The 18,970-nt window shown below is 61.9% G+C and carries 10 protein-coding genes; 6 read left to right on the plus strand and 4 right to left on the minus strand.

What is annotated here, in order from left to right; all coding sequences use genetic code 11:
• Positions 1-321: 321 nt before the first annotated feature.
• From AC1DYM_RS21780 to AC1DYM_RS21790, 3 genes are all read left to right on the plus strand, one after another.
• A complete protein-coding gene (locus AC1DYM_RS21780; protein WP_477341955.1) occupies positions 322-2,523 on the plus strand; it encodes a hypothetical protein in 2,202 nt (733 codons plus the stop codon).
• 177 nt (positions 2,524-2,700) lie between these two features.
• Positions 2,701-4,491 carry a DNA recombination protein RmuC gene (locus AC1DYM_RS21785; protein WP_477341957.1) on the plus strand — a complete coding sequence of 597 codons (1,791 nt, stop codon included), beginning with the start codon at positions 2,701-2,703 and terminating at the stop codon, positions 4,489-4,491.
• 83 nt (positions 4,492-4,574) lie between these two features.
• Entirely contained in the window at positions 4,575-10,133 is a 5,559-nt protein-coding gene (locus AC1DYM_RS21790; RefSeq protein WP_477341959.1) for a DUF3320 domain-containing protein, read from the plus strand.
• A 244-nt stretch (positions 10,134-10,377) separates the two neighbouring features.
• Here the strand turns inward: AC1DYM_RS21790 and AC1DYM_RS21795 are convergent, their stop codons facing one another.
• Positions 10,378-11,025, minus strand: coding sequence for a hypothetical protein (locus AC1DYM_RS21795; RefSeq protein WP_477341961.1), 648 nt, complete (start codon positions 11,023-11,025; stop codon positions 10,378-10,380).
• Between the two features lie 738 nt (positions 11,026-11,763).
• Here AC1DYM_RS21795 and AC1DYM_RS21800 point away from each other — a divergent pair.
• Together AC1DYM_RS21800 and AC1DYM_RS21805 are read left to right on the plus strand one after the other, a co-directional pair.
• The gene (locus tag AC1DYM_RS21800; RefSeq protein ID WP_477341963.1) at positions 11,764-13,338 is read left to right on the plus strand and encodes a MobA/MobL family protein; all 1,575 of its coding nucleotides are present in this window, start codon (positions 11,764-11,766) and stop codon (positions 13,336-13,338) included.
• 24 nt (positions 13,339-13,362) lie between these two features.
• The gene (locus AC1DYM_RS21805) at positions 13,363-14,751 is read left to right on the plus strand and encodes a hypothetical protein (protein WP_477341965.1); all 1,389 of its coding nucleotides are present in this window, start codon (positions 13,363-13,365) and stop codon (positions 14,749-14,751) included.
• Between the two features lie 19 nt (positions 14,752-14,770).
• Here AC1DYM_RS21805 and AC1DYM_RS21810 read toward each other — a convergent pair whose 3' ends face one another.
• The 3 genes from AC1DYM_RS21810 to AC1DYM_RS21820 all read right to left on the minus strand — a co-directional run bounded on the left by AC1DYM_RS21810 (position 14,771) and on the right by AC1DYM_RS21820 (position 18,324).
• Positions 14,771-15,802, minus strand: coding sequence for a hypothetical protein (locus tag AC1DYM_RS21810; protein WP_477341967.1), 1,032 nt, complete (start codon positions 15,800-15,802; stop codon positions 14,771-14,773).
• A gap of 911 nt (positions 15,803-16,713) precedes the next feature.
• Positions 16,714-17,526: a hypothetical protein gene (locus AC1DYM_RS21815; protein WP_477341969.1), complete on the minus strand. Its 813-nt coding sequence runs from the start codon at positions 17,524-17,526 to the stop codon at positions 16,714-16,716.
• 102 nt (positions 17,527-17,628) lie between these two features.
• Complete coding sequence (locus AC1DYM_RS21820; RefSeq protein ID WP_477341971.1) at positions 17,629-18,324, minus strand: hypothetical protein; 696 nt, start codon at positions 18,322-18,324, stop codon at positions 17,629-17,631.
• A gap of 112 nt (positions 18,325-18,436) precedes the next feature.
• Between AC1DYM_RS21820 and AC1DYM_RS21825 the strand changes: the two genes are divergently transcribed.
• A complete protein-coding gene (locus tag AC1DYM_RS21825; protein WP_477341973.1) occupies positions 18,437-18,697 on the plus strand; it encodes a helix-turn-helix domain-containing protein in 261 nt (86 codons plus the stop codon).
• Positions 18,698-18,970 lie beyond the last annotated feature (273 nt).

The following is an 18,970-nucleotide window of genomic DNA, read 5'->3' on the forward strand; positions in this document are numbered from 1 at the left end:
ACACAAAGGCGAGCAGGGCAAGAAGTTCGGGGATGGAAACAAACATGGACAGAATCCTGTTGGGAAGTCGCCCATCCTTGATCACCGTTCCTGACTGTCAAGGCAGAAGGCCTGGGCAATGTGTCGCTGCGGTCCCGAGGGGGCACGGCCGTGCACGTGGTCCACCTAAGGTGCTTAATGGGCACTCGCCTGGCGCTTGGAGCGCTCGAGTCCACGAGCCGTTACGCCGCGCCAAACGCGCAGGAGACGTAGTCGTACGCACCGTGATGCCTGGTGTCACGGCCAAGTAAGATAGGGTTTGCCCAAGGACAAGGAAGCGTAATGCGTCGAGTCAGCGTCACGACGAAAATGAGGCCGTTTCGCAAACTGTTCGTGATTGACGGCAACGACAGGCCGGCCTTTGTCCGCATCGCCCGCGAAATTGCGGGGGAAGTCGACGCGTTTCGCAACCTTATCTTGCCGGATGACCGCCTGCTCTGGTCCCCGACGACGGCAGAACTGGTCCGGCGGTTTGACCCGGACATCATCTTCAATCTCTCTGCGCTCGCATCGGAACGAATCCAGGACCATTTCGAGGCGAGATGCGTCGTTCCCGATGACGGACGTTGGCGAATCGGGCGATTCGGAACAGGGCTCGAATACTTCCGGAGTGTGCCACGTGGGCTGATTGCTTTCGGCGATGCGTTTCCAGCGGACGTGTATGCAGCTGACTCCATGATGGACTCGCCCGAAAATTTTTTTGGTGCGGTGAACTTTGGCTTGAGTGAGGACGCAGACCCTTTGCGGTTTCAGTTCACGGCCTTGGAAAAATTGAAAATCGAGGCCGTTCCGGCGGTCGAATCGGTCGTCGATGCGATGCGCGGAGAACGCGAGTCCTTTTGGGGCTTGTGCGAGGGCGTGGGATTCGGAACCGGAAACGGCTCAAGTGTGTGGGAAGTCAATTACAACACCGCGCGATCCTTCGCGAATGGACGCTACGCTTTCGTAGCCGCGGAAGGTGACCTGTCGTCGCTGTGCTACTTCTGGAACACGCGAGCGATCTTTGGCAATACCGCGATATTTTGGCTTCCCAGCGACTTGCTCGCCCGCATGGATGTCTCCAATCACCCATTCGATGCCTGTGTGGCGCGAGACGACGCGTCCGCCCAAATCGCCAGCGCGTATTTCCCTGGCGTCGACTGCTTGCGCCCTGACGAGTACAGGTTCGGCTCGGCAAATGACCGCTGGAAGTTGTTCGAGCACACACAGGACGTGACCGTTGACGGCCCGGAACTGTCTGTGCAGCACCCGGCGTCGAAGACCCTTTCTGAAGTAGGCGCTTCTGGCGCTTTCGTCATGGAACTGAGGGGGGTCTCCGAGCTCGCCTACCCGGTTCGGGCGGACTCCTGGACGCTGATGGAATCGCTCAACCCCGGTGCGTCGAGCTTTCCGGAACGCTTTACGCGGATATCCCGGGCCGGTACATCGCAGTATGTGCTCAAGGTCGCTCCCGGTGAGGGCGACGTCTCATGCACTTTCACCATTCCTTCCCTGAGCCAGTGGGTCCATCATCGCTTTGGGCAGCGGGGCATGACGATTCGACCAACGGCGAAGACGGCCTTGCTCGAACAACTCGACCGCTTGGTCTCTTCCTCACCCGGTCGCGAGGCGGCGAAGGCTCTTTCTACAGAAACGACTTACCGCCTTGTTGCGCAAATGTCGCCGGCGATACGCTCGAAGCGGATTGAGAAGACCCTTCGGGATTCCAGCGGGGTCGACGCCACCAGCCGGGCAATCGAGCAGGCGATTGAGGATGGCTCGATAGGTCTGCCGGCCATTTGTATGTCGCTGCAGCAGATGTGCGCCAGTTTAGGTATCCGCAAGGCAGACCGTATGCCTTTCTGCGAGGAGGTGCAGACCCTCTATGACCACCGGGTACTCCTGCGCGGAAAGGACATTCATTGCCCGCACTGCAAAAGCCGGATATGGCTTCCGATTGAGGCCGTTGAAGCGAGGATTCACTGCCCCGAATGCGGCAATGGCATTGCCATGCCTGTCGTGGAGGATGGCGATGCGTACAAGGTGAACCGGCTGGTGACCAGGGCGTTCGACCAGGGTCAGTTGGCGACGTTCCTGTTGTTGAATTTTCTCAGGGCCAAGTACCGGGTTATCGATTCCTGGTCTAACCTTGAGGTATTCGAAGGCGGAACGTTAAAGACCGACATCGACATGGTCCTCAGGCTGGGCCGGCGTGTCGGCATCGCCGAATGCAAGTCACGCGCCGGATTCGGTGATGCGCAGATAGGCTCCTTGCTGGATGTCGCAAGGGCCATAAAGAGCGAGTTTGTCTTTCTTTCGACATTGCTGCCGCGGGACCATGAATCAATCCGTGCACTTGTCGAATCGCTCGCGTCGAGAGACCTCCCTTTTCCGGTATTTGTCGTCACGGACGGCGTCTTGTTTGGTACACGGGAGGCATCGCTCGCCGAACACTTTGAACTCGGCCGGCTTGGCGTCGCCCACGCGGGGCCCGTTCTTCTGTAATGAGTCGAATGCGGCCGGCCGAAGGCAATGGTGAAAGAGTCATGTCAAACAGGCAGGGGTGGACAGTGGAGCTTTCTCGCTCGCACGGATGACTTGCTGGGTAAACGGCAGGCCGGCTAAGCCTGATGCCCACCTCCGTTGGTATGATTCCCGTCCTAGAAGTCAGGGAGAGGTGCAATGGAAACGATGCCGGGTTGGGGATGGGCTCTTTTTGCGGGAGTGGTCGTCGTTGCGGTGGCAATTGTGGTCACCGTTCGCGCGGGGGCCGGCGCCGCACAGCGCCATCTCCAGGCGCGTCTGGAGCTGGCGCTGGCGGACGCGAGTCGTTTTCCCGATGCCCAAGACCGCGCGACTCGGGCGGAGGCCCGCGCTGAAGCCCTGACCGCTGACGTTTCCACTGCCGGGGCAAAAGAAGCTGGGCTTGTCGCCCGCGCGAACGAGGCGGCTGGCACGGTGCTGAGGCTGGAAGCGGCCATCGTCGCCCGCGACAGCGACAGTTCTGCACTTCGGGAAACAGTCGAACGCCTGCAGCGAGAGCTCGCCACAGCCAAAGCGACGTCCGAGTCCAGGGCGAGCGAGGTTACGCGTATCCGGCAAGAACGCGACGTATTGCAGGCCGCGCGGGACGTGGCGACGCGCACAGTCGACGCGATCCGGCAAACAGCGGCGGTGGCCGAGGCCAACCTCGCGTCCAAAACGCAGGAAGCGGCCCAGCTGTCCATCGAGCGCGACTCGGCCAGGGAAGAGCTTCGGCTGTTGTCGGTCCGGTTCCAGCAGATGCGTGCCGACCACGCGACAGCCGCATCCGAGCGCGATGCCGCAAGGGAAGCGGTCGTTGAGACCAAGGGCTTTCTCACCAGGGCTCAAGCCGAGATGCGGACGGCGTTTACCGAGGCGGCCAGCAAGGTGTTCGACGAAAAATCCCTGCTGCTTGACCAGCGCATCCAGGCAAGTTCTGAGGTGTCAAAGGTGAGCTTTGAGGCGACTTTAAGGCCCTTTGCAGAGAAAGTGAGCACGTTTCAGGCCAAGGTCGAACAGCTTGGGACCGACCAGGCCAAGGAGCACGCGCAACTGGTGGGCACCATTGGCGAGTTGAAGGGGCTCAACCAGAACATGGCCACGGCCGCGGAAGCGCTGACGCGCGCGCTCAAAGGCAATGCGAAAACGCGGGGCGACTGGGGCGAGCTGATTCTCGAAACCGTGCTCAAAGGCTCGGGCCTTGAAGAAGGCAAAAACTACGTCACCCAGATGCACACCATCGACGACGACACCAACCAGCGGAAATACCCGGATGTGGTGGTGAACCTCCCCGACGGGCGCCGCGTGGTGGTCGATTCGAAAATGAACTTCATTGCCTGGACCGAAGCGCAAGACGCTCAGACCCCCGAAGGACACCAGGACGGGCTCATCCGGCACGCGGCGGCCCTTCGCGCCCACATGCGCGACCTTTCTGACAAGAACTATCCAAAAGTGCTCGGGGCCGACGCACTGGATCTCACCATCCTGTTTGTCCCCATCGAAGGGGCCTTGTCCGCTGCGTTAAGCATCAACCCAGACTTGCAGACCGAGGCTTTCGCGAAGAAAGTGGTGTTCGCATCGCCCAATACCCTCATGGCGATGCTTCGTGTGGTCGAACGCCTGTGGACGCGGGACAAGATCCAGCGGCAGGTTGGCGTCATCAACGACGAAGCGACCAAGCTTCTCGATGCGCTTGGAGGCTTCCTCGAGGACTTCGACGCAATCGAGGGCCGTCTTCGCCAGGCGGGGGAGGCGTACACGAAGGCGAAGACGAGGCTGACCGATTCAAATCAGTCAGTGGTGTCGCGCGCCCAGCGACTCGTTGCAGCGGGTGCAAGGGGCAAGAAAACTCGCCGCGAGGAACTCCTTCCCGTATCGGGCGGCGACGAGGGGGCACTCGCCCTCGCAGTCGAAGGTGTCAGTGGCCCCGAAACACCGGACAACGCATAAGCTTTCGGCGCATTGCCGCATGTAAAAATCATGGGCCCGATGGCCCAGCGTCGGTGGGAAACCATCCGCGAACGGAGTTGAAGATGGAACCCGTCACCGAAGTCAACGATGCATTGATTTTTCAAAGCTCGCTGCCGAACGCCGAAAAGCTCGAACGCGCTCGCACGCAGCTCCTTGACCTTTCCGCCCGGAACCGTTTGCTCAACATGCCGCGGACGAGCAAGTCGTCGGCCATTGCGGTCATCGACGAGAAAGCTGCTGAGGTTTACCGCCTGCTTGTTCGGGAAAACAAGGCATTTACCTTCCTCGCGGGCAAAGCCGCGGCGGGAGAGGATGTTGCGGAGGATGATGAGTCAACCGGCGACGAGCCCGACGAAATCGACCAGCTCGCGCAGCCCGACGACGAGGGTACGGACGAACGCGGCGTGCTGTTGCGTCACACCGACACCAAACTCCAGACTCGCTTGACCGGCAAGGGACTGCAGAAACGTTTGCTCGAGCTGTACCTCAATTCGAAGACGCTCGAGGAAGAGCAGGGTGTCAACGTCCTCTATGCCACCCTCGGCGCACTCAAATGGGTCGACCCGAACAAGGCAACAAATGTCCGCTACGCACCATTGGTCCTTGTCCCCGTCGAGCTTAGCCGTGGCACTGCAGGCGAGCGGTTCCGCCTGAAGGCCCGACTGGAAGATGTGGCGTCCAACCTGTCACTTGAAGCATACCTCGACCGTGTCCACAAGCTTCGCATGCCGGCGTTCGAGGCGAACGAAAGCTTTGACATTGATGCGTACTGCGCTGACGTCGCACGAACAGTGTCGGAAAAGCCGGGCTGGGAAGTCTTGCCGGACGAGATGACGGTGGGTTTTTTCTCGTTTGCCAAGTTCTTGATGTACCGCGACCTCGACCCTGCCATCTGGCCCAAGGGCAACACCATTGTCGACCGTGCCTTGGTCAAGGGGCTATTGTCCGACGGGTTTCCGGGCGGGGAAGGCATGCTCGACGAAGGAGCGAACATCGACCCGGTCATTCCTCCGGCCGACATGCTCCACATTCTCGATTGTGACAGCTCGCAAGCCATCGCCATCCGCGAAGTGCGCCGTGGCCGCGACATGGTCATTCAGGGACCGCCCGGCACCGGCAAGAGCCAGACCATTGCCAATGTCATTGCCGCTGCCATCAAGGACGGCAAGACCGTGCTCTTCGTTGCCGAGAAGATGGCGGCACTGGAAGTCGTCAAGCGCCGCCTGGATGAGAAGGGTGTGGGTGATGCCTGCCTTGAACTCCACAGCAACAAGGCCAACAAGCGCGCCGTGCTCGAGGAGCTTCGGCGCACCTGGGAGCTCGGCGCACCCAAGGCAGCACCAACCGGCACCCTGATTTCCCGCCTGACCGAAGCGCGCGACGAACTCAACGCGCATGTCTCCCGGCTCCACCGCATCGACCCCGCGTCTGGCCTTTCCCCCTTCCAGGTGATGGGGCACCTGTCGCGCCTGAGGCAGGCCGGCGTGATGCCCAATGACGTGACACTCGAGGGCATCGATGGATGGGGCGCGGATGGGTTCGAACGGCGTCACGCTCTCCTGAGCGACCTCGTGACCCGGATCGACATCATCGGCAGGCCCGACGACCACGCTTTTACCGGCGTCGGCATCGAGGCAATGGCGCCAACCGACCGCGAGCGCCTGGTGGTCCGCGTTGCCGCACTCCGCGGCCAGCTCGAGCACGCGCGGGAACACATGGCGGCAACCGCCGCAGTGCTCGAAGCCGGTGCGCCGCTCAGGTTCAATGATGTTGCCCCGCTTTCCGAGCTCGCCCAGCGCGTCAGCGCTGCCCCTGTGCTCGACGCCGAGGCCATGGCCCATGAGGCCTGGACTGAGGCATCGGCTGTCGATGCCCTTCTTGGCGATGGCCACCGCTTTGCCGCTTTGCGCCAGGCCCTGTCCGCGGAAGTCACCCACGCCGCCTGGGATGAGGACACCCGGGAAGCGCAGCAGGCGCTCGCTGCCTTGCCCGAGGCATTCGATGCGGCGGCCATCCAGCGCCTGGCGACGGTCCGAGACGCAATTCCGGGGCTGGTCCAGGCGGCCAAGGGCTTGTCCCACGCCTTGGGGCGCGAATGCGCGCCGACGACCGGCGAATTTTCCCGGATGGCCAAAATCGGCGAGCGGGTCGCCAACGCGCCACCGGCGAGTCCGGAGACGTTTGCTTCCGAACTGTGGGAGGGGGGCGTCGAGCGTGCCGGTGGCATTGCCAACACGGTTGCCGATCTCGAGGTTGTCCGTGGCTCGCTCGCCGGTCAAATCCAGGAACTGGCGTGGGACATCGACGTCGGCTCGGCCCGCGCCGTGCTTGCTGCGAAGGGCACCGGTTTGCTCCGGTACCTGAGTGGAGAGTGGCGGGCAGCCAACAAGCTCATGCGCTCTGTGCTGACCAACCCGGCTCAACCCCTCCCTGTGACACTCGCCACCCTCGAGACCCTCATCCGGGGTCAGGAGGCACGTCGAGTCTTGCGGGTTGACGACAGCTTTGCGCGTGCGGCATTTGGCGGGGACTGGCAAGGGGAGCGGTCCGCGTCTGCGCCCCTGATTGCACTCGTCGAATGGATGCGCTCGTTGCGCGGGCTTGGCGCAGAACCCAGGCTCATCGCTTCCCGTGGTCCTGAAAAAGAAGACGTCGCCCAACGCTCAAAACAGGTCAACGTGCTCCTCGCACAGCTCGCTCCGGACCTCTCCGGCGTCCATGCCGACTTCCTCTCCCGGTCCGCGCAGGTCTTCGGTGAGGCAACAGGGCCGGAGCAGGTCGATCTGGAGTCTCTGCTGCAACTTGCTGTCCGCCACACCAATGCCTGGTCCGTGGCAAGTCGCCTGCTTGTCGTCCCGCCGGGGAATGCGGGTTTGGTTAACGCCGTTTTCGACCGGCTCGACGCCGGGCGAGACGCAACGCAGGGATTGCAAGACAAAGACATGTTTGGCCGCGCGTTGTTCGGATCGGCCTGGAACGGTCTCGACAGCGACTGGGATGCGCTATCGTCAGCGGCCACATGGGTGCACGCCAATGGCGACATCCGAGCGCTTGCCGGTCGTGTTACCGAGCGTTCGGCGCTCGTCCCGCGTGCCAGGGTTCTCGACGCGTCGGTTGCGCACCTGACTGCGGCTTTCCGCGCGATTGCCGATGAGCTCAACCTCGACCTTTCGGCGAGTGTGGGCGCCGACGTCATTCATGACGTGCATCTCGACACCCTGGGCTGGCGTCTGTCGCGTTGGGTCGCCGAGCAAGAAGAGCTTCATCGCTGGGTGACCTACCGTGACCGTGCGGCAAGGGCCATCGCTGAAGGATGCGGGGACGTGGTCGCCCGCCTTGCCGACGGGCGCCTAGCGACCGACGGCGCCGTTTCCGCCTTTGAATTTGCCTACTTTGAGGGTCAATACCGCCGTGTGCTCAAGGCCGAGCCAGCCCTTGGCCGGTTCGATGGCGTGGCACACGGCCACCTTGTCCGCGAGTTTGCCGATCTGGACCGCCAGCGCATCGTCGCGGCATCCGGGGAAGTCGTGCGCGCACATCACCAGAACGTCCCTCGCCGGGACAGCGGATCCATAGGACCACTCGGCGTGTTGCGGGGGGAAATCCAGAAGAAAAAAGGCCACATGGCGTTGCGAAAGCTCGTCGAGCGAGCGGGCCCGGCGCTGACGGCGCTCAAACCCGTTTTCATGATGAGTCCGTTGTCGGTCGCCCAGTTCCTCCCGCCGGGGGCAATGGAGTTCGACCTCCTTGTCATGGACGAAGCGAGCCAGATCCAGCCAGTCGACGCCCTGGGTGCTGTGGCCCGCGCGAAACAGGTCGTGGTGGTCGGCGACCCCCGGCAGCTGCCGCCGACGAACTTCTTCGCCAAGATGACCAGCGGCGACGAGGAAGTCGACGAAGACGAGCCGACCAAGGTGGGTGACGTCGAAAGCATCCTCGGCCTGTTTACCGCGCGCGGACTGCCCATGCGCATGCTTCGCTGGCATTACCGCAGCCGCCACCAGTCGTTGATTGCCGTGAGCAACCGGCAGTTTTATGAAAACAAGCTCTTCATCGTGCCAAGCCCCTGGACGCAGGAAGGGGGACGGGGCCTGCGGTTCCATCATGTCCGGGAGGGTGTGTTTGGGACGCCGGTCAAGAGCGTCAACGCCCCAGAGGCACGGATGGTCGCTGAAGCCATCGTCGAGCACGCGCGGCTCCATCCGAAGCTGTCTCTTGGCGTGGCAGCCTTCTCGGCGACGCAGAGCCGTGCCATCAACGATGAGCTCGAAGTCTTGCGCCGCACCTTGCCGCCTGAAACCGAAGCGTTCTTCAACCGCCGCAACAGCGAACCGTTCTTCATCAAGAACCTCGAAAATGTCCAGGGCGACGAGCGCGATGTCATCTTCATCTCGGTCGGCTACGGCCCCACGGTACCCGGCGGAAAGGTGCCGATGCGCTTTGGTCCCCTCAACAACGAAGGGGGTGAGCGGCGCCTCAACGTGCTCATCAGCCGTGCCAAGCAGCGATGCGAGGTGTTTTCCTCGATGACCGACGAAAACATCGACCCGTCCTTTTCCGCCAATCGCAAGGGTATCGAGGCGTTCCGCATCTTTCTCCGATACGCGCGAACCGGAAAGCTCGACACGGCCGCCGTCTCAGGACGGGATTTCGACTCCGTCTTCGAAGAGCAGGTTGCAACCGCCCTTGAAGAGCGCGGTTATGAGGTCCACCGACAGGTCGGTCTCGCGGGCTTCTTCATCGATTTGGCCATCACCGACCCCGGGCGCCCCGGCCGGTTTCTCCTTGGCATTGAGTGCGATGGCGCTTCGTATCACAACGCGCAGTCTGCGCGTGACCGCGACCGCTTGCGCCAGCAGGTGCTCGAAGACCACGGATGGAACCTCCACCGCATCTGGAGTACCGACTGGTTCCAGCGCCCGCAAGAGCAACTCGACCTCGTCTGTCGGCAGATTGATGCGGCACGCGCTTCGTTCGACGAGCACGCCGCTGAAGAAGCCGTCGCCTCCGAGCTCGCAGCAGCTGCAGCCGTCGTCGAGCGCGAGGAGAGGGCGGCGGACGGTGACTTTGCTTTTGCCATGTACGTTGAGGCGAGTCCGCGGCGGCCGATGCATCGCAGTGAGGAGATTCACGAGATACCCACCGGCATCCTCACCCAGCTTGCCGTGGAAGTCGTCAGCACCGAGGGACCTGTGCACACCGACGAGGTCGTCTCCCGCATTCGTGATGCCTGGGGCGCCAAGCGTGCCGGCAGCCGCATCCAGATTGCTGTGGAAAAGGCCATCGACGTTGCGGTGAGGCAGCGCTACATCGAGCAAGACGGAGTGTGGCTGTCGATGCCCGGTGCAACCATCATTCCCCGCGACCGGTCGGAGGTCGCGTCCGTCGCCCTGCGAAAAGCCGAATACCTGCCCGAGGCGGAGCTGGTTGAAGCTGTCTTGCTCGTCGTCGAACGCAACTTCGGTGCGAGTCGGGAGCAGGTCGTCGAGCGTGTGGCCCGCGCAATGGGGATCCGCGCGATTTCAGCCCAGGTCAGGGAGCGTATCGGCGGTGTGGTGGATCGGTGCGTTCTAGCCAACCGGTTGGTCGACGAAGAGGGCCTCCTCACGATTCGCCAGTGATGTGGCCGGCCGACCCCAATCGGGTCGCGGCAAACAGCGGTTGCCGGCTCTGAGGCGCCCCCCGGCAGGGGATGGCGCTCCTTTCTCTCGGAGCCGTCGTCGTTTGCCGGACGTCCAAAGCCGGCTTGGCGCGCCACTGAAGTGCTTTTCAATCGCCGACGCGGACGTCAGTCGAAGCGGCTCGGTACAGCTCCGCAGGGCCAAGCGGGGGCTCGTTGAAGGCGTCGCGACTCGATACTCGGCGCTATTTCTCGTTGGCTGAAAGAACAAGCCGGACAAAGAGCTCGCAGTCCTTTGTTGGCCGAATCAATCCTTCCTCCCACTGGGCGTCGAACGTGGCCAGCCCCGCATTCAGTGCCGCGAGAGCATAGGCGCTCTGGCCCCACATCAGGGGCTGCTTGCCGGTGTGGCCCAGGCAGGACGCCTTGATGGCATCTGCGTCGCAGACCGGCAACCGCTCGATAGCGGAATTGATGCGCATCAGTTGCGTCGCGTCGATGACCCCTGAGGCGTAGGCGCGTAGCGCACGTGAGACCCAGATGGCCTTGACGTCACTGTCGATACGGTCGAGTAGGACAAGAAGCGCTTCGGCGGCGCGCCGTGCGTACTCGGGAGACCTGTCCAGCCGTTCGATGACCTCGTTGCGCTCTGCGGGGGGTACTTTGCTGAAATCGGTGAGGAACGCACGAATACGCTTGAGCAGAAAATAATCGCGGACGCTTGAAACCGCTTTGCCCGCTGCGACGATCCACTTGAGGACAGGCACCTCCCCGGCCAGTCCAGTGAAGTGGTCCAGCGCATGGTCGCCTGCTTCGATGAAGGCATCGGTTGCCGCTGCGTTTTCAATGGTCCTTCGCAGGCTCTCGCCGCCTGCCTCACGCTTGTCGCTCATCGATAATTCCTTTCGTTTTGTGAAGGGGCAGTGCCCGCCAGCCCAGCTGTGAAGCAAGGTCTTCGCGCCGCGCGATTGTGCGCTTGCCAGTCGCGGGTGCGTAAGGACGGAATTCCCCAAGTGGTAGATGGCCGGTGGATCGCCTGCGTCGTGTTGCATGATGGTGACATCGATGACCGGGTTACTTGGACTACGCATGCCTGCAGACCCGCGTAGCTCGCCCGGACCGTGCAGATAAGTCCCCAGTGCCATATGTTACCCGCGAGGCCTGATGGCGTTGCGGTCGCGATCTGGCTGCAGGTTGTCGACAAGGGGCGAAAGACCGGGGCGGCAGTTTCAGACTGCGAAAGTCACCCCCTGCAGAAAAACTGAGAGCACGTCTTAGCATGCGTTGCATGCGAGCGGTCCGCGTTGCTTCCCGTGGCGGTGCATAGGGTCCAGTGCAGATGTCCAGACGCCCAGATGTACAGCCTCTCCAGGTCAAAAGCCGTGTTTTTCGGCTGAAATCGCTAAGCTGAGAGGTCTGTTGTCGATTCTGCAAACGGCAACACCCTTGTCTGCGCACCGTGACCAACTGGTCGCGTTACACCCAGGTTGATACCAGAAATAATTTCACGTCACCCCCTTGACGGCGTCATTATTCGATGTATGCATATAAGCAATGCGGACGGGTTTGTAATTTACCCAACTGCCGAACCGGCCAGGAAGGCCAACGACCAACGACAAGGAAGTACACCAATGRCAGAGCACGCCCGCCCGCATCTCCACACTCACAATCGCGACCGCAACCACAGCGCGGTTGCGGCCGCCGCCTACAGGCTCGGCATCAAACTCTTCGATGAGCGCACCGAAACCTGGCACGACTACAGCAAACGCTCCGGAAAACAGGTTGTCTATGGCGAAACCATGGGGCCGCAAGGCGCGCCCGCATGGCTGCTTGAACCTGGAACTCTCTGGAACGAAATCGAGAAAGCAGAAAACCGCGTCGACGCGCAAATCTGCCGCGACTACCGCATCCCCATCCCCTTCGGCCTGGACGAGAAGGCGGCAATTGCCATGTCCCGCTCGATGGCCGGCTACGTCGTCGCCCGCTTTAACGTGCCCGTCTGCATCGCTGTGCACCGCGACAATGCAGTCGACCTCGATGGGAACGTCAAGCCTGCCGACAAGATTGGCTTCCATGCGCATCTCCTCTTTCCGACTCGTGAACTCATTCGCGAAGGGGAGGGCGGCGGAGGGACGTGGCGCTTTGGCCGCAAGCTCTCGGAGCTGTCCAACCGCCGCCAGTCCGCACCCATCGTCGATTCGATGAACGAAAAATGGGCAAAGCTTGCCAATGCACATCTTGCGGCTGCAGGGCTCCCCGCAACGTACGAGTCCAAGAGCTACAAGCGCCTCGGGCTCGACAAGACACCGAAGCCCACCCGGGCACGGCGCTATGGCGCAAAGAACCAGTGGTATCCGAAAACCAGCGGCGCGGCACCCGTGCCGCAACTGGACGCTTCCTCGGTCAAGCAACGCCTGCATGCAAGGCGGGAGAAATCGGTGGAGACCGCGCTCAAGGGTGGTGTCGTGCGCGCCCGGCGTGCGGCATCGCGGGAAATCCGGGGTAAGGCGCCGCTCATCAACCGGGCATCCTTCGTCGGTGGAAGGACCCTGCGCATCGACTCGCACCTTCGCCTTGCAGAACTCATGCGAAGCGCTGGGCCGAGGCCGAACAACGATGCCGAACACGCAGCACTCGAGCGTGCGATGTTTCTTGCCGATTTCATCGAGTCACTGTTGTTTGCACAAGAACGTGCCCGCCAGGCACAAGGCGACTTTGATATGCAGATGATGCGGGAAGAGTCTGCCCTCGCTGAAGCGCGCGCCCAGAAAGCTGTTACCGACGCGGCCTTGTACCGCGCCGAAGAGCGACTGACCGCCTGGCTTGTGGCCAACCCCTTGCGGGCACGGCTGCACATCCCGTCGGACGAGTGGTCCATTCTGCAGACCAACCGAGAAACCTCGGCGAGGCTTGCCACGCGCGCACAGACCGACATCCATCAACACGTCGAGGTCATCAAGACACTCTCGATGGCGCGGGACATCGAGAAGGATCGTGAGGAAAAGGTCCGGGCTGACATTGTTTCAAAGATGCACGCCTACAAGCCTGACTTCCGGTCTGTCGTCAGTACCATCGCAGTGGCCTTGTCTGACGAGCAAAAAAACGATGTGGCCGAGCTCGCCACCGTCCTTGAGCTCGACGTCCAGGACGTCATGTCTGCCGCGCGGGCTGAAGAACCGTTCCTACGCCGGAAAACCAACCCGTAAAACACTGGCCAAGGAGGGCCTTTCATGAACACCAATCTGGATCTCGACCTTCAACTGATGACTCGGCCCGATTCGGGAAACGCCGTGGCCCTCGTCGCCGAGCGCCTGCGCCTCCGCCTGCTCGATGGACGCACGGGGCTGACCCACGATTACCGCCTGCGGCGAGACGAGCGGCACACGGCAACGACGCTTGCCCCCCTCAACTCGCCCGGATGGGCAACCGACACTGAAAACGTCTGGAGTAGGGTGGAGTGGACCGAACGCCACGGCCCCGCACCCCTGTTGTTCGAAGTCAGGACCAATGCGCCGGCCGTGATGGACGACGACGCGATGCGCGAGTTCGCGTGGACACTGGCAGGCTTTGTCTCCCGCGAACTCCGTGTCCCGGTGACGTACGTGGTGTTCGATGGCACGGCGCCCATCCCGATGCCTGAAGACACCGGGCGGCAGGTCCGTCTGTGTTTCCCCACCCGCTCACTGGCGCTGCCCGATGGGTCTGACTCGGTTCTCGACCGCTCGAGTACGCGGTCAGGCTTTGCCGGTCGCCTGGCGATGACTGGCAATCCCCAATTGGGCAAAGCGTTTGCCGGGCGACTGATGCGGGAAGCGTCCCGGCTGTGGCACGTGGAATCGGCAGGCCACCAGCGGGGAAAGACAGCCCTGTCTCGCGTCACCAAAAAACCGTTCGTGTTCGACTTCGATGACGACGAACCCCCGGTCGTGGTGGAAACGGACCCGAAAACCCATCCGCTTACGGCCCGCCTTCGTCGAGAGGCCCCCCGCGACATGTCGCTGCCGGAGTTGCGCGACTTCGAGTTTGCGATGGGCATTGCGACCCACGTTGAAGACGCACTCAAGGCCGTCAGCGAGCAGGAGGGCACTCATGACACACTGGGTGAGCAGCAGACGCGGTTGACCGCGCACGCGCTCGACCATGAGTTTGAGCTCGACCGGGCGCGCGAACGACGGGCAAAAGCCAACGAGGTGCTCCGAGAGRCCAACCAACGCACAAACAGCCTGTTTGAAATGCTCCGCCGCAGGATGGACGCGGCATCCCGTGCCAGGGACCGGGTGGCGGCCGAAGCGACAAAAGCCAACAACCACGTCCAGGAATTGAAAGCGGCAGTCAGCTCGTTGCGCGACGAAGCCGAAGGCCTGCGGCAGGAGAAGGTCGTCGCGGCTCATACCCTGACCCGGGTGAGGGATGAACTCAAAACGGGGGTGCGACGACTGCACGGGACGGATCCGAGGCTGCTGGGGCATCTGCTCGGCATCATCACGGGGGTCGAGCGCGGGTATCTGCAGTCAGCGATGGCCAAGGCTATCCCGGTCATTGAAAACGCCGCTGAGTCGAACACCGACCAAGGCAAATCCGGGCCGCCCGTCAAGCCGTCGCGACCCTCTAAACCTTAGAGATATCTCGTTCACGGGATCACATTCTTCGGCGAGGGGGCTTGGGCACGTAGCCGGGTGCGGCAGGTGGTTCGGCACGTGTTTCAAACTCGAGAGAGGGAGAGGCTTGTCTCGCGAGGACTGAGCCTTCCAGGTCGGCGTCCTTCAAGAGTTTCAACCATCCGCTGCGCCCATCGTCGGTACCATAAAGTCCCATCTCTTCGGCGATTTCCCTGAGCTGGAGAGGCACCGGCAATTTGGCTGCATATGCCTGACCCAGGTCGAGCCAGTAAGTCGGCGTGTCGGAGAAGCCGTCTGCAAGAACCTTCAGGAAGTCGACGCTGTTGTCTTCGGTGACTTTAAAGACCCCTGGCGGCGTGCCGCTCGCTCGCGCACTTGTCACGACGGCCTGCAGAGTTTTGAGCTGTATGCACCGTAGACCCATCCCGCGCTCGTCGAGTTGACACAGGTAATGCACGAACATTTGGCCCTTCCTCTTGACGGGCACAGAGACACATTTGAGTAACTCGTCGGCGTGTGTTGCGAGGCGCTCAATCTGGAAAACCCGTTCGGTGCCATCCTTGCGGGATTGCGAGAGAGAAATGGTCCCCTCCCGCTGGTGCAATGAAGAGTCGGTTTTGGCCTGGAAGACAATCAGGCGCATCTTGCCGCTGGGCCGGCTCATCATCAGCGCAAAATCGGCGCCCTTGGCGGACTCCGATAAAGGGTCCGAGCCCGATTTTTTATATTGCGACCAGCCGAATGATCCGCCCGGATCATCCGTCGGTCCGAACGCGAGGACGCTCAGCGGAAGTGACGCGATAAGGCTTCCCAGAAGCGCCGCGGTCAGCGTTTCTTCGTCGACCCGGTTAGGGGACGCATTGAGGGCAGTCATTGCCTTGACTGCCAGTCGCAGGTTTGCGTCGAACACCCCTGCGATATTCTCGCCAGTACCCAAATGGGAAAGAACCCAATCGGCAAGAGGCCAGCCCGGAGCCGGCGCTTCATCCGTTTGCTCATGGCCCCCGTTGCGACCAGGTTCGTTGCCTGCTTCAGTCGAAGGTGCGCTCATCTCTTCACACTCCATTGCTTCTGTCACGCAAGCGTAGTCAGCTCCAGGAGCGGTGTCTACCGGATATGTCTCGCCTATAACCTCGGGCGGTCGATGCGGCATGTGGTTGCCCGAGGCAATGTCGCCAACACATGAGCGTCGATTCTTTCGTAGGCGTTTTTCAGATGAGTCACGAGGGGACTCCATGGCTCGGGCGCTGCAATGCGCATCAGGCGCAGGGCGTCTGCCTTCCACCGGCGAGGCAGAGGAGCGACTGTCGCGTAGATTCGCTCAACCTCGTCGAGAGCTGCTCCAAGCGCAGGATCCGGCTCGTTCGTCCTCACCCAGTCGTGGATTGACTCCGATAGGGCGGCGTCGGCTGACAGGCAAATGGAGCGGAATCCCTCGACGGCACGCTCTTCGGCAATGAGTCCTGCGGTCCAGCCCCGTACCCAGGCCTCGACGGCCCCCAACGATGGGAATCCATGAGACGAGGGACAATCCCTGGGAAGATCTACGCACCAGCGCACGGGGAGCCCATACCGGACGTTGCAGTCCGAGCCCCGTCGCAGCGTCGCGCCGACCGCTGTTATCAGTTCGTTGAGTTCTTTGCGTCGCATGGCCCTAGCCGGGATTGAGAAGCCAAAGCAAGACGATGTTGCTTCGGCGCTCTCTAGCAATAACCGGACATCAGGGATTGGCAAGAAGACAGAATGTCGCCCCGCGGCATCGTTGCAGTATCGACATCAAGCATCGCCTGCCCAATCGCCGTGGCCTCCAGGGCGAGGTGGGCTCAAGTMAAAATGGGGTTTTCGTCGAGGGTAGCCATGGGTGAGGGTTAGGTACCCCTGCGTGACGAATCCATCAGCCACGCGTGATAGGCCGTTGGCTGGATAAGCGTCAGTGCCCGAGGGCCATCGTGCCGCAAGTTTTCAACTGCCATGCGGAAGCGGCGGTGCCAGATGCAAAAGGCCTTTTTGCTGCAAGCCTTGCAATGTTTGCATCTCGCCCTGGGTCAGCTCAAAAGTGAGTGCCCACGGTTGTCCGGCGAACACAACGCGAATCTTCCGCCCGATGTCGGCATGCACCCGCGTCACAGGAACAGGCAGTCCGTTCATCTCGGTCATGCCATACACGAATCCGGACGGCAAAAACGCCACGTAGGCGTAGTGTTTGACCAATCGGCCCCGGTCGCACTCGATGACGGGGCTTTCCGGCAAGTGACGCCGGGCAGCCGCCGCGGCGTCCTTCTTCTGGGCATTCAGTGTCCTGACGTGACCCACAAAGTCGGGCGCAATGAGTGCTGCGCGACGGTCGAGCCATGCGGCGGCAAGCCGGGATTCGGATTCGGGTAGCACGCGGCTCCAACTGCTCGCGACGAGCGGGCCGCTGTCGACCGCATGCACACGTTCTTTTTCGAAGACGTCAGGAATTTTGTAGGAGGTGACGTACAGCGTCGCACTGCCGGTCTTCGGCGGTGTCTGGTCAGCCCGGACGGGCACAGGGGCGTAATTGATGGAATGGTAGGAGGCCACAGAGCCGAGCGGCATGCGCACCACACCTGCATGGTCATCCATCGTGATGACGAGTTGGCTAGCAGCCTCGTCAATCGCAAGCGTCAGGCGGTGGCCTTTGAAGACCGGCGCTCGTACGATTGAAGCGCGATGCATCGCCCGCAAGACCAGGAACAAGACCACGCAGCCCGCGAGAAAAACGGCTGCGTACCACGGCGAGTAATTGGACATGGTGACTCCGGAATTGGGGGACGTATTCGCCCCCGCCCAACCTGCCGCGCATGAACGGCAGCAGCAGGGGTGGGGCGGGGATGACGCAGCGACATCGCCTGGTTAGCCTTTGTTGCCAGACGGCTCATATCCGGCGATCCACATCCGGTAGTCGTGCCCGTTCGCGATGCCTGCGCCAAAACCGGTGACGCGCAACAGCCGCGTGAGCACAGACCACTGGGCCTGGATGAGGCCAGAAGGGATGTCGCGCATGAAAAGCATCGTCGGCGGATTCGGCCCCTCGGTCGCGACCACGCCGGTGGTCTGGGTTGGCGGATAGGTTTGCGCGCCCTCTGCGAGGCGCGCCTCTTGGTCGTTGGGCATCGCGTAACCCGACTGACCGAGATCATTCGTCGCTTTGATTGGCGACTTGCGACAAATCTGGAAACGTTCGTCGTGGTGATTCATCGCATCAGTCCAGATACGTGCACGCGCGGTCCAGCAGTTTTTGTGCTCACCGTACTCTTCAAAGGTCACGGCCACACGCGGCCACGCGAGGTGTCGCAGGGCAGCTTCGCCGGCCTGGCTCTTCGGGAAGATGTCGACGAGCTGACTTGCGCCAGGCGTCAGCGGCCGGAACGCATCGCCCTGGGTGGAGCCCGGATTGCTGATTTCCTGGCCGACGCGGGATGCCGAGTCTTTGATGCCGGAGCCCAGGCGATGCCAGAACGAGGGCGCGGTCGAGGCGGAAGCGGGTGCGTCCTGGGCGATGGCGGGCAGGGTGGCGAGCAAGAGCAGAGCAGTCAAAGCGGTTTTCATTCCAAGATCCCCAAGTCCGTGTGGGAGGAATCTTAGATCGAAAAATATAAGAATATAGAATATTGCAATATGCTGTTTAGCGTCGCTTCACCGAATCGGGTAAGCGACGTTGATGCCGAAGGGCAAATCCATCTACCAAAACGAGTATCCGTATTTCCTGGTCCTCCTTAGAGAAGCCCGGGAAGCCAAGGGCATGACCCAGGGCGACGTCGCGCTTGCCGCCGGCATCTCCCAGCCATATGTCTCACAGGTAGAACGGGGCGTCCTCAGAGTAGATACGCTCCAGCTGCGCACCTGGCTGCACGCGTGCGGTTCAAACCTTGGCAAGTTTGGCCGGGAGCTCGAGAAGAGGCTGGATGCGGCTGGATATTGAGACTGCGCCCAACAGCTTATAAGCGTCGTGCGCGTGCCGGCTTTCAACGATTGGCGTTTCAGCGAACCGCAGTGCGGCTGACCGGATAACGGGTCATCGGCGAGCCCAATTCAACGGGCACGGCCGGGGCTTGTCCGTGTCTGTAAAGTCCGGAGCGCTGGAGGGGCGGTATTTTCCGCCAGCGCTTTCGCACGCCTACATGCGAGAGCGACAGKGCGACGGGCAAGAGCAGCTCGAAGCTGTGCAGTATCCGGCTTCTTGCGCCTCCCGGTT

The sequence above is a fragment of the Luteibacter sp. P1_D3 genome (assembly GCF_056406135.1).

Coding starts and splice junctions, on each gene's coding strand:
- AC1DYM_RS21780 (WP_477341955.1), top strand. CDS start 322: ATGCGTCGAGTCAGCGTCACGACGAAAATGAGGCCGTTTCGCAAACTG.
- AC1DYM_RS21785 (WP_477341957.1), top strand. CDS start 2,701: ATGGAAACGATGCCGGGTTGGGGATGGGCTCTTTTTGCGGGAGTGGTC.
- AC1DYM_RS21790 (WP_477341959.1), top strand. CDS start 4,575: ATGGAACCCGTCACCGAAGTCAACGATGCATTGATTTTTCAAAGCTCG.
- AC1DYM_RS21795 (WP_477341961.1), bottom strand. CDS start 11,025: ATGAGCGACAAGCGTGAGGCAGGCGGCGAGAGCCTGCGAAGGACCATT.
- AC1DYM_RS21810 (WP_477341967.1), bottom strand. CDS start 15,802: ATGAGCGCACCTTCGACTGAAGCAGGCAACGAACCTGGTCGCAACGGG.
- AC1DYM_RS21815 (WP_477341969.1), bottom strand. CDS start 17,526: ATGTCCAATTACTCGCCGTGGTACGCAGCCGTTTTTCTCGCGGGCTGC.
- AC1DYM_RS21820 (WP_477341971.1), bottom strand. CDS start 18,324: ATGAAAACCGCTTTGACTGCTCTGCTCTTGCTCGCCACCCTGCCCGCC.
- AC1DYM_RS21825 (WP_477341973.1), top strand. CDS start 18,437: ATGCCGAAGGGCAAATCCATCTACCAAAACGAGTATCCGTATTTCCTG.